This window comes from Bacillus sp. 123MFChir2 (assembly GCF_000383235.1).
GTDB lineage: Bacteria > Bacillota > Bacilli > Bacillales > Bacillaceae_G > Bacillus_A.
Genome location: NZ_KB910924.1, coordinates 419,558 through 434,876, shown reverse-complemented (window position 1 = coordinate 434,876; position 15,319 = coordinate 419,558). Strand labels below are relative to the sequence as shown.

Below are 15,319 nucleotides of genomic sequence, written 5' to 3'. Positions count from 1 at the left end.
AAGGGAAAGAGCGTTACAAAATCGAAGCGAAAAATAGTGAACTGAAGCACAGACACGGGTATGATGTAGCATCTTCCTCGGGTCTCATTGGTATGCGAATGCAAGGTGCGATGGCTATATTTGCCGTCAATTTAAAACGAATTATGACCTTAATGAAGGAAAAAAAGGAAGAAAAGTAAAAAAAGAATAGAAAGAAAGGCGACTTTTCGTTCCATTTTGAACGAAAAGTCGCCTTTCTAATTTCACATCCGGTTTTTGAGCTGAAAAAACGTGAGTTTTTCAGTGGCCTCCTAATTGGCGGGCTTTTTTGTATACAAATTCACTTTGATTTTTGGCCATATAAGTTACTGCATGCAGAAAACAACGTACCCTGCAATCGTATTCTCCCTTTGCTTTCCACTGTGGACGTGGCAGAGAAAGGCCCTGAACGCTTTTTCCTCTTTTTATAATGTTTTTTACATAGACAATATAATTAAACACAAACTAAAAGGAGGAATTTAATTAAGGGGTGCCATCTATTATGCATATGCACATATTTGAAGGCGCAAAGCATCTTTCGAGTTTCGAGTGGATGCTCCGTGCTATAGTGGCATATATGTTTTTAATTATTGTGGCAAAAGCGATGGGACAACGCTCTATTGCCCAGCTTCGTTTTTTAGATCTGATTCTCGTGCTATTATTAGAGGGAAATTTAACGAATGCATTGTCTGATGAAAAAGTAGGTCTTTTGGGTTCTATGATTACATCGTTTATTCTCGTTGTACTTCATATAGTAAGTTCTATTTTGACATTAAAGTGGGATCGGTGGAGACGATTTTTAGAGCCTGCACCAATTATCCTTATACATAATGGTTCCGTTCAGTTTAATAATTTAAAGAAAGCGCGGATTACAGTCGAGTATTTATTTTCGGAGCTAAGATTGCAAGGGATTACAAATATTCAAACAGTAAAACTAGCTTTATGGGAAGCAAGTGGGGTTGTTTCTGTATTTCAATATGCGGCACATGAAACAGTGTCCCGAAAAGATATGAAAATATACGCAGAACAATCACCTATTACATTTATTCTTGTGAAGAACGGAAAGATTCAAAAGGATGTTCTTTCTTTATTAGAAAAAACGGAAGAGTGGGTAAGAGCAGAGTTACAGCAGAAAGTACCGATTCAATCCATTCAATTAGCAACAGTAGATGAAAAAGGACAAATAAATATTTTGCTTGAAAAGTAAAAAAATGACCATTTTTCCATTTTATACATATGATACAATGGTGTGGACAAGGAAATAAAAAGAAAGGTTTGTTGAAATGGGATATGTGGAGGAATTACGGAAAGTAGTTGGTCATCGCCCGTTAATTTTAGTCGGTTCAGTTGTTCTTGTATTGAATAAAGATGGGGAAGTATTATTACAACAAAGAAAAGAACCGCATGGAAAATGGGGCCTTCCTGGTGGATTAATGGAGCTGCGGGAGTCACCAGAAGAAACTGCATACCGTGAAGTGTATGAAGAGACAGGCATTCATGTGAAGAATTTGCAGCTTATTAATGTGTTCTCAGGTGCAAAATATTTTGTGAAACTAGAAAACGGTGACGAGTTTCAAGCAGTAACGACTGCCTATTATACGCATGATTATGAAGGAGAACCTACTGTAAATAAAGAGGAAGCAATCCAATTAAAGTTTTTTCCGGTTACAGAATTACCAGAGTATATTGTAGGGTCGCATAAAAGAATGATAGAAGTATATGTAGAAATGATGCGGAACAAACAAATATTGTAATGTATAAATATAAATTAAAAACCTTTTCTTTTTAGATAGACGCGGTTAGGGCCTTTTTCTGCCACATACGATGTTTAAACAAAGTTAGCAAGCAAGTAGTAGGTTACTTTTTGCTTGGCATGGCAGCGACTTTTGTGTTGGAAAGTTAAGTTAAATTTGTATATAATGGAAATAGATGTGCGAAAACACAGTTCCGGTTGGTAGTCCGGACGCATAATTTTTATGTCAGTAACCTTCCCCTCCGGGATGTCCAGCATTTCTGAATATGCTTGTAAGGGAGGGACTGTCAGTGAAGTTGACAGTATATCATGACGGTCAGTATTTTGTAGGAATGGTTGAAAGAGAAGAAAAGGGAAAGTTGTATGCAGTACGGCACATTTTTGGTACTGAACCGTCAGATGAAGAGGTGCTTTTGTTTGTAAATGGTGCGTTGTTACCGCGTTTTAATCGCTATGCGAAATGCGGAGTAGCGATGAAAGAGCAAAAGCGTCCGAAAAATGTAAAGCGCATGATTCGGCAAGCAGCAAAGGAATTAAAAAGTTCAAAATTTACGAAAGCACAAGAAGCAATTCAGTTATCGTATGAAGTGCATAAAAAAGAAAAGCAAGTGCAATCGAAGGAAATGCGAGAAGTAGAAAAACGGAAAAAGCGTGCGCTAAAAGTGCAAAAAGCGAAACAAAAGCATCGTGGTCATTAAGAAAAACGTCTTAGAGTCCTTTCTCTAAGACGTTTTTCTTAATGACTAAGCAAGTAAGTTTACTTGTATTTTTGAAATCATTACTGGTAATATACAAATAGGTATATAAGAGGAGGGAAAGATTTGGTTAACTTCAACTTTTTTATGAATGACGTTGTTCGTCAAGCGCGTGAAGAAATCGTAGCAGCTGGTTATACGGAATTAACAACGCCAGAAGCTGTAGATGAAGCATTGCAAAAGAAAGGTACAACACTTGTAATGATAAATTCTGTATGCGGCTGTGCAGGGGGGATTGCTCGCCCTGCAGCAGCTCATTCTATTCATTATGATAAACGTCCAGATTACCTTGTTACTGTGTTTGCAGGTCAAGATAAAGAGGCAACAGCACGTGCGCGTGAATACTTTGAAGGGTATCCACCATCTTCTCCATCGTTTGCACTATTGAAAGATGGAAAGATCGTAACGATGGTTGAGCGTCATGAGATTGAAGGCCATGATGCAATGCAAGTTATTGCGAAATTGCAATCATACTTTGAAGAACATTGTGATGAAATGTAATATACGTTTTTGGAGCCGTTAAGAATATAATCTTAGCGGCTCTTTTTTATGCATAAAATAAGTTGATTATGCACAAAATTATGCAATGTATAATGATTTATTTCCGTTGTGGAGATAAAAATAAATTTATTTTTATTTTATTTATTGCATAAAAATAAATTTATTGCTACAATACATTCATCGAATAAAAATTCTATAAAATAAATAAATATACATTAAATTAGGAGGGAAAGTAATGAAGAAGCTTTTATCAATTTCAGTTGCACTTATTTTAATCATGAGTATATTCACTGCTTGTAGTAAGGATGGAAATGCAGGAAGTGATAATAAAAAGAAAGTGTTAGTTATGGGAACATCTGCAGATTACAAACCGTATGAATATGTCGATGCAAAAAAGAGTGAAGATATTATCGGTTTCGATATCGATGTTATGAACTATATTAGTAAAGAATTAGGTTATAAAGTAAAAATTAAAGATATGGATTTTGGTGGACTGTTAGCATCATTAGAGGCTGGGAAAGTTGACTTTGTCATGGCGGGAATGACGCCGACAGCAGAGCGTAAGAAAAATGCTGATTTTACAGATATTTATTTTGTTGCTAAAAATGTAATTATCTCTAAACAAGGTGCAAACATTAAAACATTGCAAGATCTACAAGGGAAAAAAGTCGGAGTGCAAACAGGATCTATCCAAGAAGAAAAGGCGAAAGATTTACAAAAACAAGTATCGTTCCAATCTGAAGGACGTGATCGTGTACCAGAACTTATTCAAGAAATTCAAGCAGGGCGTTTTGATGCAATTATTTTAGAAGATACAGTAGCAAAAGGATATTTAGAAAAAAATAAAGAGTTAAAGAGTGTGGAAATTCCAGAAGCTGCAGATGAAGCTGGTTCAGCAATTGCGCTTCCGAAAAATAGTGATAAGACAGCGGAGTTTAATAAAGTAATTAAGAAAATGAAAGAAAATGGAGAAATGGATAAATTAGTGAAGAAATGGTTTGGCGGCGAGAAATAAGCCGCCAAACCATCTTCTAGGGAGGAATGACTTAGGATGAACTTGGATTTTTCGCAAATAACGCCTTCAATACCATATATATTAAAAGGTTTAGAAGTAACATTAAAGATTGTAGCTGTCGCTTCTTTGCTTGGTTTTGCGCTAGGGACGTTATTAGCGCTTTGTAAAATTGCTAGAATAAAAGTTTTAAGTATAATTGCTGATTTTTATACATCTCTTTTCCGTGGTACACCGCTTGTACTACAATTAATGCTTATTTATTACGGTCTTCCGCAAATTACAGGATATGATATTTCAGCATTTTTAGCAGCTGTGTTAGCATTTAGCTTAAATTCAGGCGCATACATGTCAGAAGTGATTCGTGCTGGAATTCAAGCAGTTGATAAAGGACAAACAGAAGCGGCAATGGCACTTGGTATTCCATATGGAAAAATGATGAGAAATATTATTTTACCGCAAGCATTAAAAAATATTTTACCTGCATTGGTAAATGAATTTGTTACATTAACGAAAGAGTCCGCGGTTGTTACTGTAATCGGTGCAACAGATTTAATGCGCCGTGCGTATATTGTTGGCGGCGAGACATTGTCTTATTTTGAACCGCTATTATTTGTCGGTATGATTTATTACATTCTTGTTATTATTCTTACATTCATTGGGAAAGCAGTTGAAGGGAGAATGAAGAAAAGTGATTAAAATTAATGACCTTCACAAATCATTTGGAAATAACGAAGTATTAAAAGGGATCACAACAACAATTGGACAAGGCGAAGTCGTAGCAATTATTGGGCCGTCCGGTTCAGGGAAATCAACATTTTTACGTTGCATGAATTTACTAGAAGTACCAACGAGCGGACAAATTTGTATTGGTGATCAGGATGTAACGAATCCAAATACAAACATTATGGAAGTTCGTCAACATGTTGGAATGGTGTTTCAGCATTTTCACTTATTTCCTCACATGACAGTGTTAGAAAATATTACGTATGCTCCTCTTACTGTAAAAGGTACTGCGAAGGAAAAGGGAGTAAAAAAGGCTGAAGAATTATTAGAAAAAGTGGGATTACTTGAGAAAAAGGATGCTTATCCAAATCGCCTTTCTGGTGGACAAAAACAGCGTGTTGCAATTGCAAGAGCATTAGCAATGGAACCGGACGTTATGCTATTTGATGAACCGACTTCAGCACTAGATCCAGAGATGGTGAAAGAAGTATTAGAGGTTATGAAATCTCTTGCAACGACAGGAATGACGATGGCAATCGTGACGCATGAAATGGGTTTTGCAAAAGAAGTAGCCGATCGTGTTCTCTTTTTAGATGGCGGGAAACTTGTAGAAGATGCGAAGCCAGAGCAATTTTTTACAGCTCCGGAAAGCAAACGTGCTCAAGAATTTTTGCAAAAAATGTTGTAATATGTAAACGTTACGTGAATAATAAGGGAAAAAGGATGACATTATGTCATCCTTTTCTTTATACTTAAATTGAAAGTAGTTCGTACATAATAGGAGCGTTAACATGTTTAAAATTGGATATCGAACAGTGAAAACAGCAGCTGGAACTGCATTGGCTGTGTGGATTGCTCAATTACTTCATTTGGAGTTTTATAGCTCAGCCGGCATTCTTGTCATTTTATGTGTACAAAATACAAAAAGAAAATCATTAGAAGTATCTATTCATCGCTTTTTAGCCTGTTTACTTTCTATGGTATTTGCATTTTTTATTTTTGAATCCATAGGGTATACACCGTTAGCAATTGGAGTTTTATTACTTTTGTTTATTCCAAGTGCGGTTATGCTAAAGATTCAAGAGGGGATTGTTACAAGCTCTGTTATTGTTTTTCATTTATATTCACTGCAAAAAATTACATGGCCCATTGTTGGAAATGAGATTGCGATTTTAACGGTTGGCATTAGTGTGGCTTTATTAATTAATGTGTACATGCCAAGCGTTGAAGGTGAACTAAAAGAGTATCAACAAAAAGTGGAATCTAATTTTAAGACGATTCTATTTGAAATGGCTGCCTATTTAAGAAATCGTGAAAGTGTGTGGAATGGAAAAGAGCTAATTGAAACGGAAACATTACTTGAGAGGGCAAAAGAAGTATCTTTTATAAAGCTGGAAAATCGGTTTATGCGTGAAGATGATTATTACTATCGTTATTTTCAAATGCGCCAGCAACAGTTCGAAATTTTAGAAAGAGTTATGCCGCTAGTTGCTTCATTATCTTGGTCATATGAACAAGCGGGTATGGTGGCGGATGTAATTGAAAATGTTGGGAATGGTATTCGCCCAGAAAGTACAGGGGTTATATCATTAAGACAGCTTCAAGAGATGCGAGAAATCTTTCGAGAAATGCCGCTTCCAAAAACACGAGAAGAATTTGAAACGCGTGCTAAGCTCGTTCAGCTCGTCTATGAAATAGAGCAATTTTTACTCATTAAAAGTCAATTTATAGGGAAATATAACATCAAAGAATTAATATAAGAAGGAAGGAATGAGGTATGCCATATCTTCTTTCATTCATATTATGTATTTCCCTATCGCCTCTTTGGCCGCTAGGTGATAATCCGCGTGTTGGCGATCCGCTTATTATCGTTAATAAACAAACGAACCGACTTGCATATATTCAAGATGGAAAGATACAAAATACATTTCCAGTTGCAACAGGCAAAACGAATGATTTAACGCCAGAAGGTACATTTGATGTTGTGATGAAGGCGAAAAATCCGTATTATATTGCGAAGAATATTCCTGGTGGTTCACCGGCAAATCCGCTCGGTTCAAGATGGATAGGTTTTAATGCCCGAGGTACAGATGGTAGTAAATATGGGATACACGGGACAAATCAGCCAAGCTCCATTGGCAAGTACGTTTCACAAGGGTGCATTCGAATGCATAAAAAAGATGTAGAGGATTTGTACGATCGTATTCCCCTTGGAACAAAAGTATGGATTGTGAAATCAAAAAAATCATTTGAGCAGCTTGCGAAAGAAAAGGGTGCAATTGCTTACGAAGAAAGCCAGCAGGATATGTTGGCTTTTTGTTATATCATGTCTTGACATGTGTACATATAACATGCGTTAATGAGGATAACAAAAAATGAAATTGCTATTAGGAGAACTAGTACTATTCGCGAATATTTAAATAAAGATTATGTGAAAAGGAGTTGCTGTTATGTATATGAATCATAGATTACCATACATTCAGTTCTTCATGGGTGCTCTTGCACTTATTACTTTCATATTGGCAACTTTTAATATATGTCCATTTTCATTAGCGGTCTTTTCTATTGCTCTTCTTAATTTTACTTTTGCATTAAGTGCTTATAATGAGCGGCAATATCCAAACTTTGTTCTTTCACTTGGAATGGGAATAGCGTTTAGCATTGCCGGACTTATTATTATGGGAACATAAAAGGGAGATAACATCCCCCTTTTTTTACCAAAACATGTTTATGCCAGTAAGTAATGTTGTAACAAGCATTGAAATTAACATAACATAAACCATAATTTTTTGCGCTTTTTTACTCATCTTTAGATCCTCCTTGCGAATCTCCTCAATCTTATTGTATATACAAATGAATTTTGGTACAAGGGTCTAGCGTGAGACATTTTTTACATAATTCCTAACTACTCAGTCATACAGTTCATTTAGAAGTTTGATAAGGAGTATGGTTACAGCGAAAATGCGCCTCCACCTCGCTACCTCTCTTTGTTTTAAAACTTTGCGCTTGGTAGGAAAAGGCACTGACCGCTATACATAGCCAGTCCCTCTCGCCCATTTAAAAAGATGCTTTTCTTTCTTTTTTTCATACAGTGACTGAGTAATTACTTAAAATTACACTTTATATATCTTCTTCTTCGAAACCTTTACAGAATTCTGTTATAATAGTCATTGTTACATACATAACGCAGGAGGCGTATTCTCATGATTAATCAAGAACGTTTAGTGAATGAATTTATGGAACTTGTGCAAGTAGACTCTGAAACAAAATACGAAGCTGAAATTTGCAAAGTGTTAAAAGAAAAATTCTCTTCTTTAGGCGTTGAAGTATTTGAAGATGATACAATGGGAGAGACTGGTCACGGTGCTGGTAACTTAGTTTGTACATTACCAGCAACAAAAGAAGGCGTAGATACAATCTACTTTACTTCTCATATGGATACAGTTGTTCCTGGTAAAGGAATTAAGCCTTCAATTCAAGATGGTTATATCGTATCTGACGGTACAACAATTTTAGGTGCTGATGATAAAGCTGGACTTGCATCTATGTTTGAAGCAATTCGCGTGTTAAAAGAGAAGAATATTGCGCACGGAAAAATAGAATTCATCATTACAGTTGGTGAAGAATCTGGTCTTGTTGGTGCAAAAGCATTAAATCGTGAACGCATTACAGCGAAATATGGTTATGCATTAGATAGCGATGGAAAAGTTGGAGAAATCGTTGTTGCAGCACCAACGCAAGCGAAAGTAAATGCAATTATTCGTGGGAAAACAGCTCACGCTGGTGTAGCACCAGAAAAAGGTGTATCTGCAATTACAATTGCAGCAAAATCTATTGCAAAAATGCCACTTGGCCGCATTGATTCTGAAACAACTGCAAATATCGGTCGTTTTGAAGGTGGAACACAAACAAATATCGTTTGTGACTATGTCGAAATTTTTGCTGAAGCGCGTTCTTTAGTAGACGAAAAAATGCAAGAGCAAGTTCGTAAAATGAAAGAAGCATTTGAATCTACAGCGAAAGAAATGGGCGGGGAAGCAGACGTAGAAGTAAAAGTAATGTACCCAGGATTTAAATTTGCTGATGGCGATCACGTTGTAGAAGTTGCAAAACGTGCTGCTGAAAAAATTGGCCGTACACCATCTCTTCACCAAAGCGGTGGCGGTAGCGATGCAAACGTAATTGCAGGCCATGGTATTCCAACAGTAAACTTAGCGATTGGTTATGAAGAAATTCATACAACAAACGAAAAAATTCCTGTTGAAGAACTAGTGAAAACAGCAGAAATGGTTGTTGCGATTATTGAAGAAGTAGCGAAGTAATCAAAGAAGAGAATAAGCGAAAAAGCATGGGTGAAATGACCCATGCTTTTTCTTATTGCTTTACGTAAATGGTTTTCAACTATATAAATACAAGTTGAAAAAACGACATATAAACCCATTTTTTTTAGATGGACAAGAGCATCTGGCCATGCATAGTAACGGTCAAGGCCTTTTCCTACCACGTGCAATGTTTAAAACAAAAGGAGAAAGTAAGTAGCGGTCATGTTGTGTTATGCATAGCATCGCAAAGGGAATGTCCCCCTCCTAATGTGAAAAGCTTTGCGCTACGCTTCGTCCCATGGAGCATAACCTCATCTTTAAAAGTTTGTTGTGGTAACGTTAACTCGAGTGTAGGTAATGAAATTTCCAACTCACTTAAAAAATTAATTTGATGTTCTAAGTTCATATCATAAGTTTGAGCTATTTGGTCCTTTAAAGAATAAATATAATTTGTTAGCCCATCAATATCATTTTTTTGTTTACTGATTCGTGATGGATGGGCAGTTTTCATTTCGTCATATGTCATTTCGCTTGAAATAATGGTGCTATCCTTAAACGTTTGGTTCCCTCGAATGTGGTCTCCGTGCCAATGACTGTTGATCACCCATGTAACGGGTTGATTTGTTATTGTTTCTGCTGCGTATTTTAAATCCAGAGAAGCTTGTTGTGTATTAAATGTATCAAAAAATAATAGTTGTACCGCCTAATAAATCCAGCATTTGCTGCAGCACCGCCACCTTCTTTTGCAATTGCCGCATATATCCCGTTACGAATTTTTTCGAGTCTAAAATGTTTGTTATCAAATTCTTCGTTCATTTTCTTCTCTCCTTAAGAGTGTTCGTTATTTTGCTTCTATTGCCTTTACAAGACGGATAAACCAGTATAGAAAAATCCATGGAAGAATGTACAGAGTTGAAAATGACAATAGAGATGAAAGAAGCACGTAAGCATCGATGCCCACGATTGGAAGTAGGAAATAGATAAGCAACAAAAAGAAAATGGAGAGTAAAATTAGATAAAGAGGTTTTGAACGTATAGTCATGTTTCCTTCTTCACCTCCTAGTAGCGTCTCTGTGGACATACTTCTATATAGTAACAATTCCATCCTTTCAAATATTGATTTTTTTATAAGTTTTTTGGTAAGATAAGAACAAATGTTCCTTTGGTGGTGAGAAAGATGCGTGAAATGTATCCGAAAAATGGCCGTGTCATTTTGCATGTTGATATGAATTGTTTTTATGCATCTGTTGAAATTGCCCGCGATGCATCTTTGCAAGGAAAATCATTGGCGATAGCTGGTAATGCGAAAGAACGAAAAGGCATTATTGTCACGTGTAGTTATGAAGCAAGAGCAAAAGGAGTTCGTGCAACAATGCCTGTTTGGGAAGCGAAGCGGCTATGCCCAGACCTCATTGTAAAGCATCCAAACTTTGAGTTATACCGGGAGGCTTCTTTTGCATTGTTTCAAATTCTGGCACGGTTTACAGAAAAAATTCAACCAGTCTCAATTGATGAAGGGTATATAGATATTACAGATTGTTACGGTCTCGGTTCGCCGTTAGAAATTGCTCAAATGATTCAACAAACATTACTTACAGAATTACAGCTTCCATGCAGCATTGGAATTGCTCCGAACTTGTTTCTAGCTAAAACAGCCTCTGATATGAAAAAACCGCTAGGCATTACAGTACTTCGTAAACGTGATATACAAGAGCTGCTTTGGCCGCTTCCAGTGGAAAAAATGCATGGCATCGGAAAGAAAACAGCAGAAAAGTTAATAGATGTACGTATACATACGATTGGGGATTTAGCTAATGGAAAAGCTTCTATTATTCGTTCGGTAATTGGAAATCATGGCTTGGATTTACAAAAACGTGCAAATGGTATTGATAATAGAGCAGTTGATCCAAGTCAAATGGGACAGTATAAAACGATTGGAAATTCTATAACGTTGCCAAAAGATGTAGACGAAGAGCAGGAATTATTAGGTACGTTAGAGCGCTTATCTCAATCTGTCAGCAGGAGATTACAAAAACGTACCCTTGTTGCATATAATATTCAAATTACGATTAAATACTATAATCGCCGAACGATTACGCGTAGTAAAATGTTAGAAAATGTGATTTGGGAATGGAGGGACATTTTTCAGGCGACAATACGGTTATGGAAAAAACATTGGGACGGTGATCCTGTTCGATTACTTGGAGTTACTGCTTGTGAATTAGAATGGAAAACAGAAGCGATTAAGCAGCTTGATTTATTTTCATTTGAAGAAGATGCGAAGGTAGAACCACTTTTGACAGTGATGGAGGAATTAAATAATAAATACGGGGCGAAGGTTATTCAGCACGGTAGTCAAGTGTTTCGGCAACAGGAGAGAACATTTCAACAAAAATTAGAGGATAAATTCACATAAAAAGTTCGTATAAAGTTGATTTGCCATTTTTGTTTATATTCCGTAAGATAACAATAGAGATTATGAAATGCTTGGAGGATGCAACGTGGAATTTGTGTTTTTAGGAACAGGGGCTGGTGTTCCTGCAAAGGGAAGAAACGTATCAGCGATAGCTTTGCAATTATTGGAGGAGAGAGGTGCGACGTGGTTATTTGATTGCGGCGAGGCAACGCAACATCAAATTTTACATACATCAGTGCGTCCGCGTCGCATTGAAAAAATATTTATTACACATTTACATGGTGATCACATTTTTGGATTGCCTGGTTTGTTAGGAAGCCGCTCTTTTCAAGGAGGAACAACTCCGTTAACTGTATATGGACCAAAGGGGATTAAACAGTTTATTGAAGTTGCCTTGGCAGTGAGTACAACACATGTGAAATACCCACTTGAGATTATTGAAATTACTGAAGAAGGTACTGTATTTGAAGATAAACAATTTCTTGTGGAAACGAAGCGATTGTCGCACGGTATTGAATGTTTTGGCTATCGTATTGTGGAAAAAGATATTCCAGGGCATCTTCTTATAGATAAATTATTAGATGAAGGGGTTAAACCAGGACCACTCTTTAAGCGATTAAAAGATGGGGAAACGGTAGAGCTTGAAGATGGACGCGTACTTTGTGGACAGGATTTTATTGGGCCACCCCAAAAGGGCCGAATTATTACAATTTTAGGAGATACGCGTTATTGCGAAGCGAGTATTCAATTAGCCCAAGATGCTGATGTATTAGTACATGAAGCAACGTTTGGTGCAGAAGATTCACAGCAAGCCCATGATTATTATCATTCTACAACAGAACAAGCAGCAAATATTGCCGTACAAGCAAATGTAAAACAAATGATTTTAACTCACATTAGTTCTCGTTATCAAGGAGAAACGTGGAAAATACTTCTCGAAGAAGCGAAACAAGTATTTCCGAATACGGAAATTGCAGCGGATTTGAAACGTTTTCCTGTATCAAGGTAAGGAAAAAGAGTGACAGAGATATTGATTACATCTGTCATTCTTTTTTTATTCTCATAAAACGGAAACAATGTCCTTAATTTGAAATATTAAAAAATTTAAATTCTGCCAAAAAAGAGATATAATGAAAGCGCATTCGTTATATTTGTACAGTATAAATTTACACTTTGGATGTTTTTGTGAAAAAATGTAGTAAATCAAAAAGTGACAAGAGAGCTCTTATATATTATGATAGCTGATGGTGTGTATCAGTTTGTTGAATAAATTCTATAAATTTATTAGTACAAATAGAAAAACAAAGAAAGCATTTACTTAATAGATTATTAGTAAGTAACTCTTTTCATAATGAAGATTTAGGGGGAACTGTTATGAAATATCGTTCAGTTTTTGATATTATCGGTCCGGTTATGATTGGACCATCTAGTTCGCATACGGCAGGTGCGGCAAGAATGGGGCAAGTTGCTCGTCAGCTGTTTCGTCATGAACCTGAGAAAATTATCATTTCGTTATACGGTTCGTTTGCGAAAACATATCGAGGTCATGGAACTGATGTAGCACTTGTTGGGGGAATATTAGGATTCGAAACGGATGATCCTCGTATTCCACAAGCGCTTGAAATTGCAAAGGAGCGCGGAATTGATGTTACGTTTATTGAAGAAGAAGCGCAAGCAGTCCATCCAAATACAGCGAAACTTCGTTTGTATAAAGGTGAGGATGAAATTGAAGTTGTTGCTTGTTCAATTGGCGGCGGGAAAATTGAAGTTGTGGAGCTCAATGGATTTGATTTGCAATTAACAGGTACAAGTCCGGCGCTTCTTATTGTAAATAATGACCGTTTCGGAACAATTGCTTCTGTTACATCTATTCTTGCGAAGCACGAAATTAATATTAGTATGATGAGTGTTTCACGTAAGGAAAAAGGAAGAAAAGCGTTAATGGTTATTGAAACGGATGAGTTGTTAGCAGATAAAATTATCGATGAAATTAAAGCGCAGCAAAATATTTGTCAAGTAACAATTATGGAATAATAGCGGGGGGGACACAACATGTTTCGGAACGTAGCGGAACTAGTTGCACAAGCAGAAGAGAAAAATGTAAAAATCGCAGAGATTATGATTCAGTGTGAAATGGAAACAAGAAATCTTTCTCGTGAAGAAGTAATCGCTGGTATGGAAAAAAACTTAGTTGTAATGGAACAAGCAGTTGAGCGTGGAATTCAAGGTGTGAAATCTCCAACGGGGCTTACTGGTGGAGATGCAGTGAAAGTACAAGCGTATATGAAAAGTGGAAAAGGTTTATCAGGCGATACAATTTTAGATGCGGTAAGTAAAGCTGTCGCAACAAATGAAGTAAATGCTGCGATGGGAATTATTTGTGCAACGCCAACGGCTGGTTCTGCAGGGACAGTACCAGGTGTGTTATTTGCGCTAAAAGAAAAATTGAATCCAACGCGCGAAGAAATGATTGAATTTCTATTTACAGCTGGTGCATTTGGTATGGTTGTAGCAAATAATGCTTGTATTGCCGGAGCAGCTGGTGGGTGCCAAGCGGAAGTTGGTTCAGCAAGTGGAATGGCGGCGGCGGCAGCTGTTGAAATGGCTGGAGGTACACAAAAGCAGGCAGCAACAGCGATGAGTATTGCACTTAAAAATATGCTTGGGTTAGTATGCGATCCTGTTGCAGGGCTTGTAGAAGTACCATGTGTAAAACGTAACGCAGCTGGTGCATCAAATGCGATGATTGCAGCTGATTTATCATTAGCTGGTGTAACGAGTATCATTCCGTGTGATGAAGTTATTGAAGCAATGTATCGCATCGGACAAACGATGCCAAGTGCGCTTCGTGAAACAGCAGAAGGCGGTCTTGCTGCAACGCCGACAGGACGTCGTTTGCAGGAAGAAATTTTTGGGAAGAAAAGTGAAAAATAAAAAACCTTGCTTACGCAGCAAGGTTTTTTATTTTTCATTTACAAACTTCTCTAACGTTTCACCAAGCTCGTGAGAACGTTTTGTTGCTTCTGTTATACATTGAATGAGTGCTTCTTGAAATTGAAAGCTTTTCAACACTTCAATGCCAGCTTCTGTCGTTCCTCCTGGCGATGTAATTTCTTTTCTTAATATAGAAGGATGCTTTTCATTTGTTTTTAACATTTCTGCGGCACCAATCATTGTTTGGAGAATAAGTGATTTTGCTACAGTTTCCTCTAAGCCAATTTGCTTTGCTGCATTTTCCATTGCTTCTACAACGTAATAAATATAAGCTGGGCCACTTCCTGATAAAGCGGTGACAGCATGCATATGCTTTTCTTCCACAACAGACACAATGCCAATTGTTTCAAAAAGCGTTTTTGTAAGCAATATATGCTCTTCTTTTGCATGAACAGAAGGAGAAATGGCAGTAGCAGATTTTAAAATTGCTGATGATGTATTTGGCATTGACCTAATAATAGGAACATCCTTTTTCAGTAAGGTGACAATGGATGCCGTGGATACGCCAGCTAGTAATGAAATGATTAATTGATTCTTCGTAATATAATCTCGTAATGGAGTAAGAGCTTCTACAATATCTTTTGGTTTCATTGCTAAAAATATAATATCAGCGTTGGCAATCAGCTCTTTTTTATCATGTGTACCATGTACGCCGTAACGGTGATACAACTCTTGTAGCCTTTTTTTATTAGAGTGATTACTAACAACAATTTGTTCTCCTTTTACAACTTGGGCTTGTAATAATCCAGCGATTGTGGCTTCGGCAATCGATCCTGCGCCGACAAAAGCGATTTTTTGTAATGACATGATGTATCCCCCTTT

The 15,319-nt window shown here is 37.0% G+C and carries 20 protein-coding genes and 1 pseudogene; 16 read left to right on the top strand and 5 right to left on the bottom strand.

Annotation, left to right across the window (positions count from 1 at the left end; all coding sequences use genetic code 11):
* The 11 genes and pseudogenes from H280_RS25575 to H280_RS0102210 all read left to right on the top strand — a co-directional run.
* Nucleotides 1-179, top strand: a pseudogene (locus H280_RS25575) (IS5/IS1182 family transposase); the annotation flags it as partial.
* A gap of 341 nt (nt 180-520) precedes the next feature.
* Nucleotides 521-1,225 (top strand): DUF421 domain-containing protein, encoded by a 705-nt coding sequence (locus H280_RS0102255; RefSeq protein ID WP_028411069.1) that lies wholly within the window; start codon nt 521-523, stop codon nt 1,223-1,225.
* 76 nt (nt 1,226-1,301) lie between these two features.
* Nucleotides 1,302-1,772 (top strand): NUDIX hydrolase, encoded by a 471-nt coding sequence (locus H280_RS0102250; protein WP_020059486.1) that lies wholly within the window; start codon nt 1,302-1,304, stop codon nt 1,770-1,772.
* 289 nt (nt 1,773-2,061) lie between these two features.
* Nucleotides 2,062-2,469: a YjdF family protein gene (locus tag H280_RS0102245; RefSeq protein ID WP_020059485.1), complete on the top strand. Its 408-nt coding sequence runs from the start codon at nt 2,062-2,064 to the stop codon at nt 2,467-2,469.
* Nucleotides 2,470-2,613: 144 nt separating this feature from the next.
* A complete protein-coding gene (locus H280_RS0102240) occupies nt 2,614-3,027 on the top strand; it encodes a BrxA/BrxB family bacilliredoxin (RefSeq protein WP_155894958.1) in 414 nt (137 codons plus the stop codon).
* A 235-nt stretch (nt 3,028-3,262) separates the two neighbouring features.
* Nucleotides 3,263-4,042: a transporter substrate-binding domain-containing protein gene (locus tag H280_RS0102235; protein ID WP_020059483.1), complete on the top strand. Its 780-nt coding sequence runs from the start codon at nt 3,263-3,265 to the stop codon at nt 4,040-4,042.
* Between the two features lie 36 nt (nt 4,043-4,078).
* The gene (locus tag H280_RS0102230; protein WP_020059482.1) at nt 4,079-4,738 is read left to right on the top strand and encodes an amino acid ABC transporter permease; all 660 of its coding nucleotides are present in this window, start codon (nt 4,079-4,081) and stop codon (nt 4,736-4,738) included.
* Entirely contained in the window at nt 4,731-5,453 is a 723-nt protein-coding gene (locus H280_RS0102225; RefSeq protein WP_020059481.1) for an amino acid ABC transporter ATP-binding protein, read from the top strand. Before H280_RS0102230 ends, H280_RS0102225 begins: the two co-directional genes overlap by 8 nt.
* Nucleotides 5,454-5,556: 103 nt before the next feature.
* Nucleotides 5,557-6,525 carry an aromatic acid exporter family protein gene (locus H280_RS0102220; RefSeq protein ID WP_020059480.1) on the top strand — a complete coding sequence of 323 codons (969 nt, stop codon included), beginning with the start codon at nt 5,557-5,559 and terminating at the stop codon, nt 6,523-6,525.
* Between the two features lie 17 nt (nt 6,526-6,542).
* Entirely contained in the window at nt 6,543-7,100 is a 558-nt protein-coding gene (locus H280_RS0102215) for a L,D-transpeptidase (protein WP_020059479.1), read from the top strand.
* Nucleotides 7,101-7,215: 115 nt separating this feature from the next.
* Nucleotides 7,216-7,455, top strand: a complete 240-nt coding sequence (locus H280_RS0102210) for a DUF3894 domain-containing protein (RefSeq protein WP_020059478.1) — start codon at nt 7,216-7,218, stop codon at nt 7,453-7,455.
* Between the two features lie 24 nt (nt 7,456-7,479).
* Here the strand turns inward: H280_RS0102210 and prli42 are convergent, their stop codons facing one another.
* On the bottom strand, nt 7,480-7,572 hold the full coding sequence (prli42, locus tag H280_RS25570; protein WP_020059477.1) for a stressosome-associated protein Prli42: 93 nt from the start codon (nt 7,570-7,572) through the stop codon (nt 7,480-7,482).
* A 396-nt stretch (nt 7,573-7,968) separates the two neighbouring features.
* Here prli42 and H280_RS0102200 point away from each other — a divergent pair, with 396 nt between their 5' ends.
* On the top strand, nt 7,969-9,087 hold the full coding sequence (locus H280_RS0102200) for a tripeptidase T (RefSeq protein ID WP_020059476.1): 1,119 nt from the start codon (nt 7,969-7,971) through the stop codon (nt 9,085-9,087).
* 220 nt (nt 9,088-9,307) lie between these two features.
* Here H280_RS0102200 and H280_RS24585 read toward each other — a convergent pair whose 3' ends face one another.
* Genes H280_RS24585 through H280_RS26790 form a run of 3 tightly spaced genes read right to left on the bottom strand, consistent with a single transcriptional unit; the run spans nt 9,308 to nt 10,129 of the window.
* A complete protein-coding gene (locus H280_RS24585) occupies nt 9,308-9,715 on the bottom strand; it encodes an MBL fold metallo-hydrolase (RefSeq protein ID WP_231401755.1) in 408 nt (135 codons plus the stop codon).
* A 17-nt stretch (nt 9,716-9,732) separates the two neighbouring features.
* A complete protein-coding gene (locus tag H280_RS26280) occupies nt 9,733-9,903 on the bottom strand; it encodes a hypothetical protein (protein WP_231401753.1) in 171 nt (56 codons plus the stop codon).
* A 25-nt stretch (nt 9,904-9,928) separates the two neighbouring features.
* Nucleotides 9,929-10,129 carry a hypothetical protein gene (locus H280_RS26790; RefSeq protein ID WP_081625577.1) on the bottom strand — a complete coding sequence of 67 codons (201 nt, stop codon included), beginning with the start codon at nt 10,127-10,129 and terminating at the stop codon, nt 9,929-9,931.
* Nucleotides 10,130-10,264: 135 nt separating this feature from the next.
* Here H280_RS26790 and H280_RS0102185 point away from each other — a divergent pair, with 135 nt between their 5' ends.
* The 4 genes from H280_RS0102185 to sdaAA all read left to right on the top strand — a co-directional run bounded on the left by H280_RS0102185 (nt 10,265) and on the right by sdaAA (nt 14,437).
* Nucleotides 10,265-11,503, top strand: coding sequence for a DNA polymerase IV (locus H280_RS0102185; protein WP_020059475.1), 1,239 nt, complete (start codon nt 10,265-10,267; stop codon nt 11,501-11,503).
* Nucleotides 11,504-11,588: 85 nt separating this feature from the next.
* The gene (gene rnz / locus H280_RS0102180; protein WP_020059474.1) at nt 11,589-12,512 is read left to right on the top strand and encodes a ribonuclease Z; all 924 of its coding nucleotides are present in this window, start codon (nt 11,589-11,591) and stop codon (nt 12,510-12,512) included.
* A gap of 365 nt (nt 12,513-12,877) precedes the next feature.
* Entirely contained in the window at nt 12,878-13,537 is a 660-nt protein-coding gene (gene sdaAB, locus H280_RS0102175) for an L-serine ammonia-lyase, iron-sulfur-dependent subunit beta (RefSeq protein WP_020059473.1), read from the top strand.
* 18 nt (nt 13,538-13,555) lie between these two features.
* A complete protein-coding gene (sdaAA, locus tag H280_RS0102170) occupies nt 13,556-14,437 on the top strand; it encodes an L-serine ammonia-lyase, iron-sulfur-dependent, subunit alpha (protein WP_020059472.1) in 882 nt (293 codons plus the stop codon).
* Nucleotides 14,438-14,464: 27 nt separating this feature from the next.
* Here the strand turns inward: sdaAA and proI are convergent, their stop codons facing one another.
* Nucleotides 14,465-15,304, bottom strand: a complete 840-nt coding sequence (proI, locus tag H280_RS0102165; RefSeq protein ID WP_020059471.1) for a pyrroline-5-carboxylate reductase ProI — start codon at nt 15,302-15,304, stop codon at nt 14,465-14,467.
* Between the last annotated feature and the right edge of the window lie 15 nt (nt 15,305-15,319).

Coding starts and splice junctions, on each gene's coding strand:
- H280_RS0102210 (WP_020059478.1), top strand. CDS start 7,216: ATGTATATGAATCATAGATTACCATACATTCAGTTCTTCATGGGTGCT.
- prli42 (WP_020059477.1), bottom strand. CDS start 7,572: ATGAGTAAAAAAGCGCAAAAAATTATGGTTTATGTTATGTTAATTTCA.
- proI (WP_020059471.1), bottom strand. CDS start 15,304: ATGTCATTACAAAAAATCGCTTTTGTCGGCGCAGGATCGATTGCCGAA.
- H280_RS0102185 (WP_020059475.1), top strand. CDS start 10,265: ATGCGTGAAATGTATCCGAAAAATGGCCGTGTCATTTTGCATGTTGAT.
- H280_RS0102255 (WP_028411069.1), top strand. CDS start 521: ATGCATATGCACATATTTGAAGGCGCAAAGCATCTTTCGAGTTTCGAG.
- H280_RS26280 (WP_231401753.1), bottom strand. CDS start 9,903: ATGAACGAAGAATTTGATAACAAACATTTTAGACTCGAAAAAATTCGT.
- sdaAA (WP_020059472.1), top strand. CDS start 13,556: ATGTTTCGGAACGTAGCGGAACTAGTTGCACAAGCAGAAGAGAAAAAT.
- H280_RS0102200 (WP_020059476.1), top strand. CDS start 7,969: ATGATTAATCAAGAACGTTTAGTGAATGAATTTATGGAACTTGTGCAA.
- H280_RS26790 (WP_081625577.1), bottom strand. CDS start 10,129: ATGACTATACGTTCAAAACCTCTTTATCTAATTTTACTCTCCATTTTC.
- H280_RS0102240 (WP_155894958.1), top strand. CDS start 2,614: ATGAATGACGTTGTTCGTCAAGCGCGTGAAGAAATCGTAGCAGCTGGT.
- sdaAB (WP_020059473.1), top strand. CDS start 12,878: ATGAAATATCGTTCAGTTTTTGATATTATCGGTCCGGTTATGATTGGA.
- H280_RS0102235 (WP_020059483.1), top strand. CDS start 3,263: ATGAAGAAGCTTTTATCAATTTCAGTTGCACTTATTTTAATCATGAGT.
- H280_RS0102230 (WP_020059482.1), top strand. CDS start 4,079: ATGAACTTGGATTTTTCGCAAATAACGCCTTCAATACCATATATATTA.
- H280_RS0102215 (WP_020059479.1), top strand. CDS start 6,543: ATGCCATATCTTCTTTCATTCATATTATGTATTTCCCTATCGCCTCTT.
- H280_RS0102250 (WP_020059486.1), top strand. CDS start 1,302: ATGGGATATGTGGAGGAATTACGGAAAGTAGTTGGTCATCGCCCGTTA.
- H280_RS0102220 (WP_020059480.1), top strand. CDS start 5,557: ATGTTTAAAATTGGATATCGAACAGTGAAAACAGCAGCTGGAACTGCA.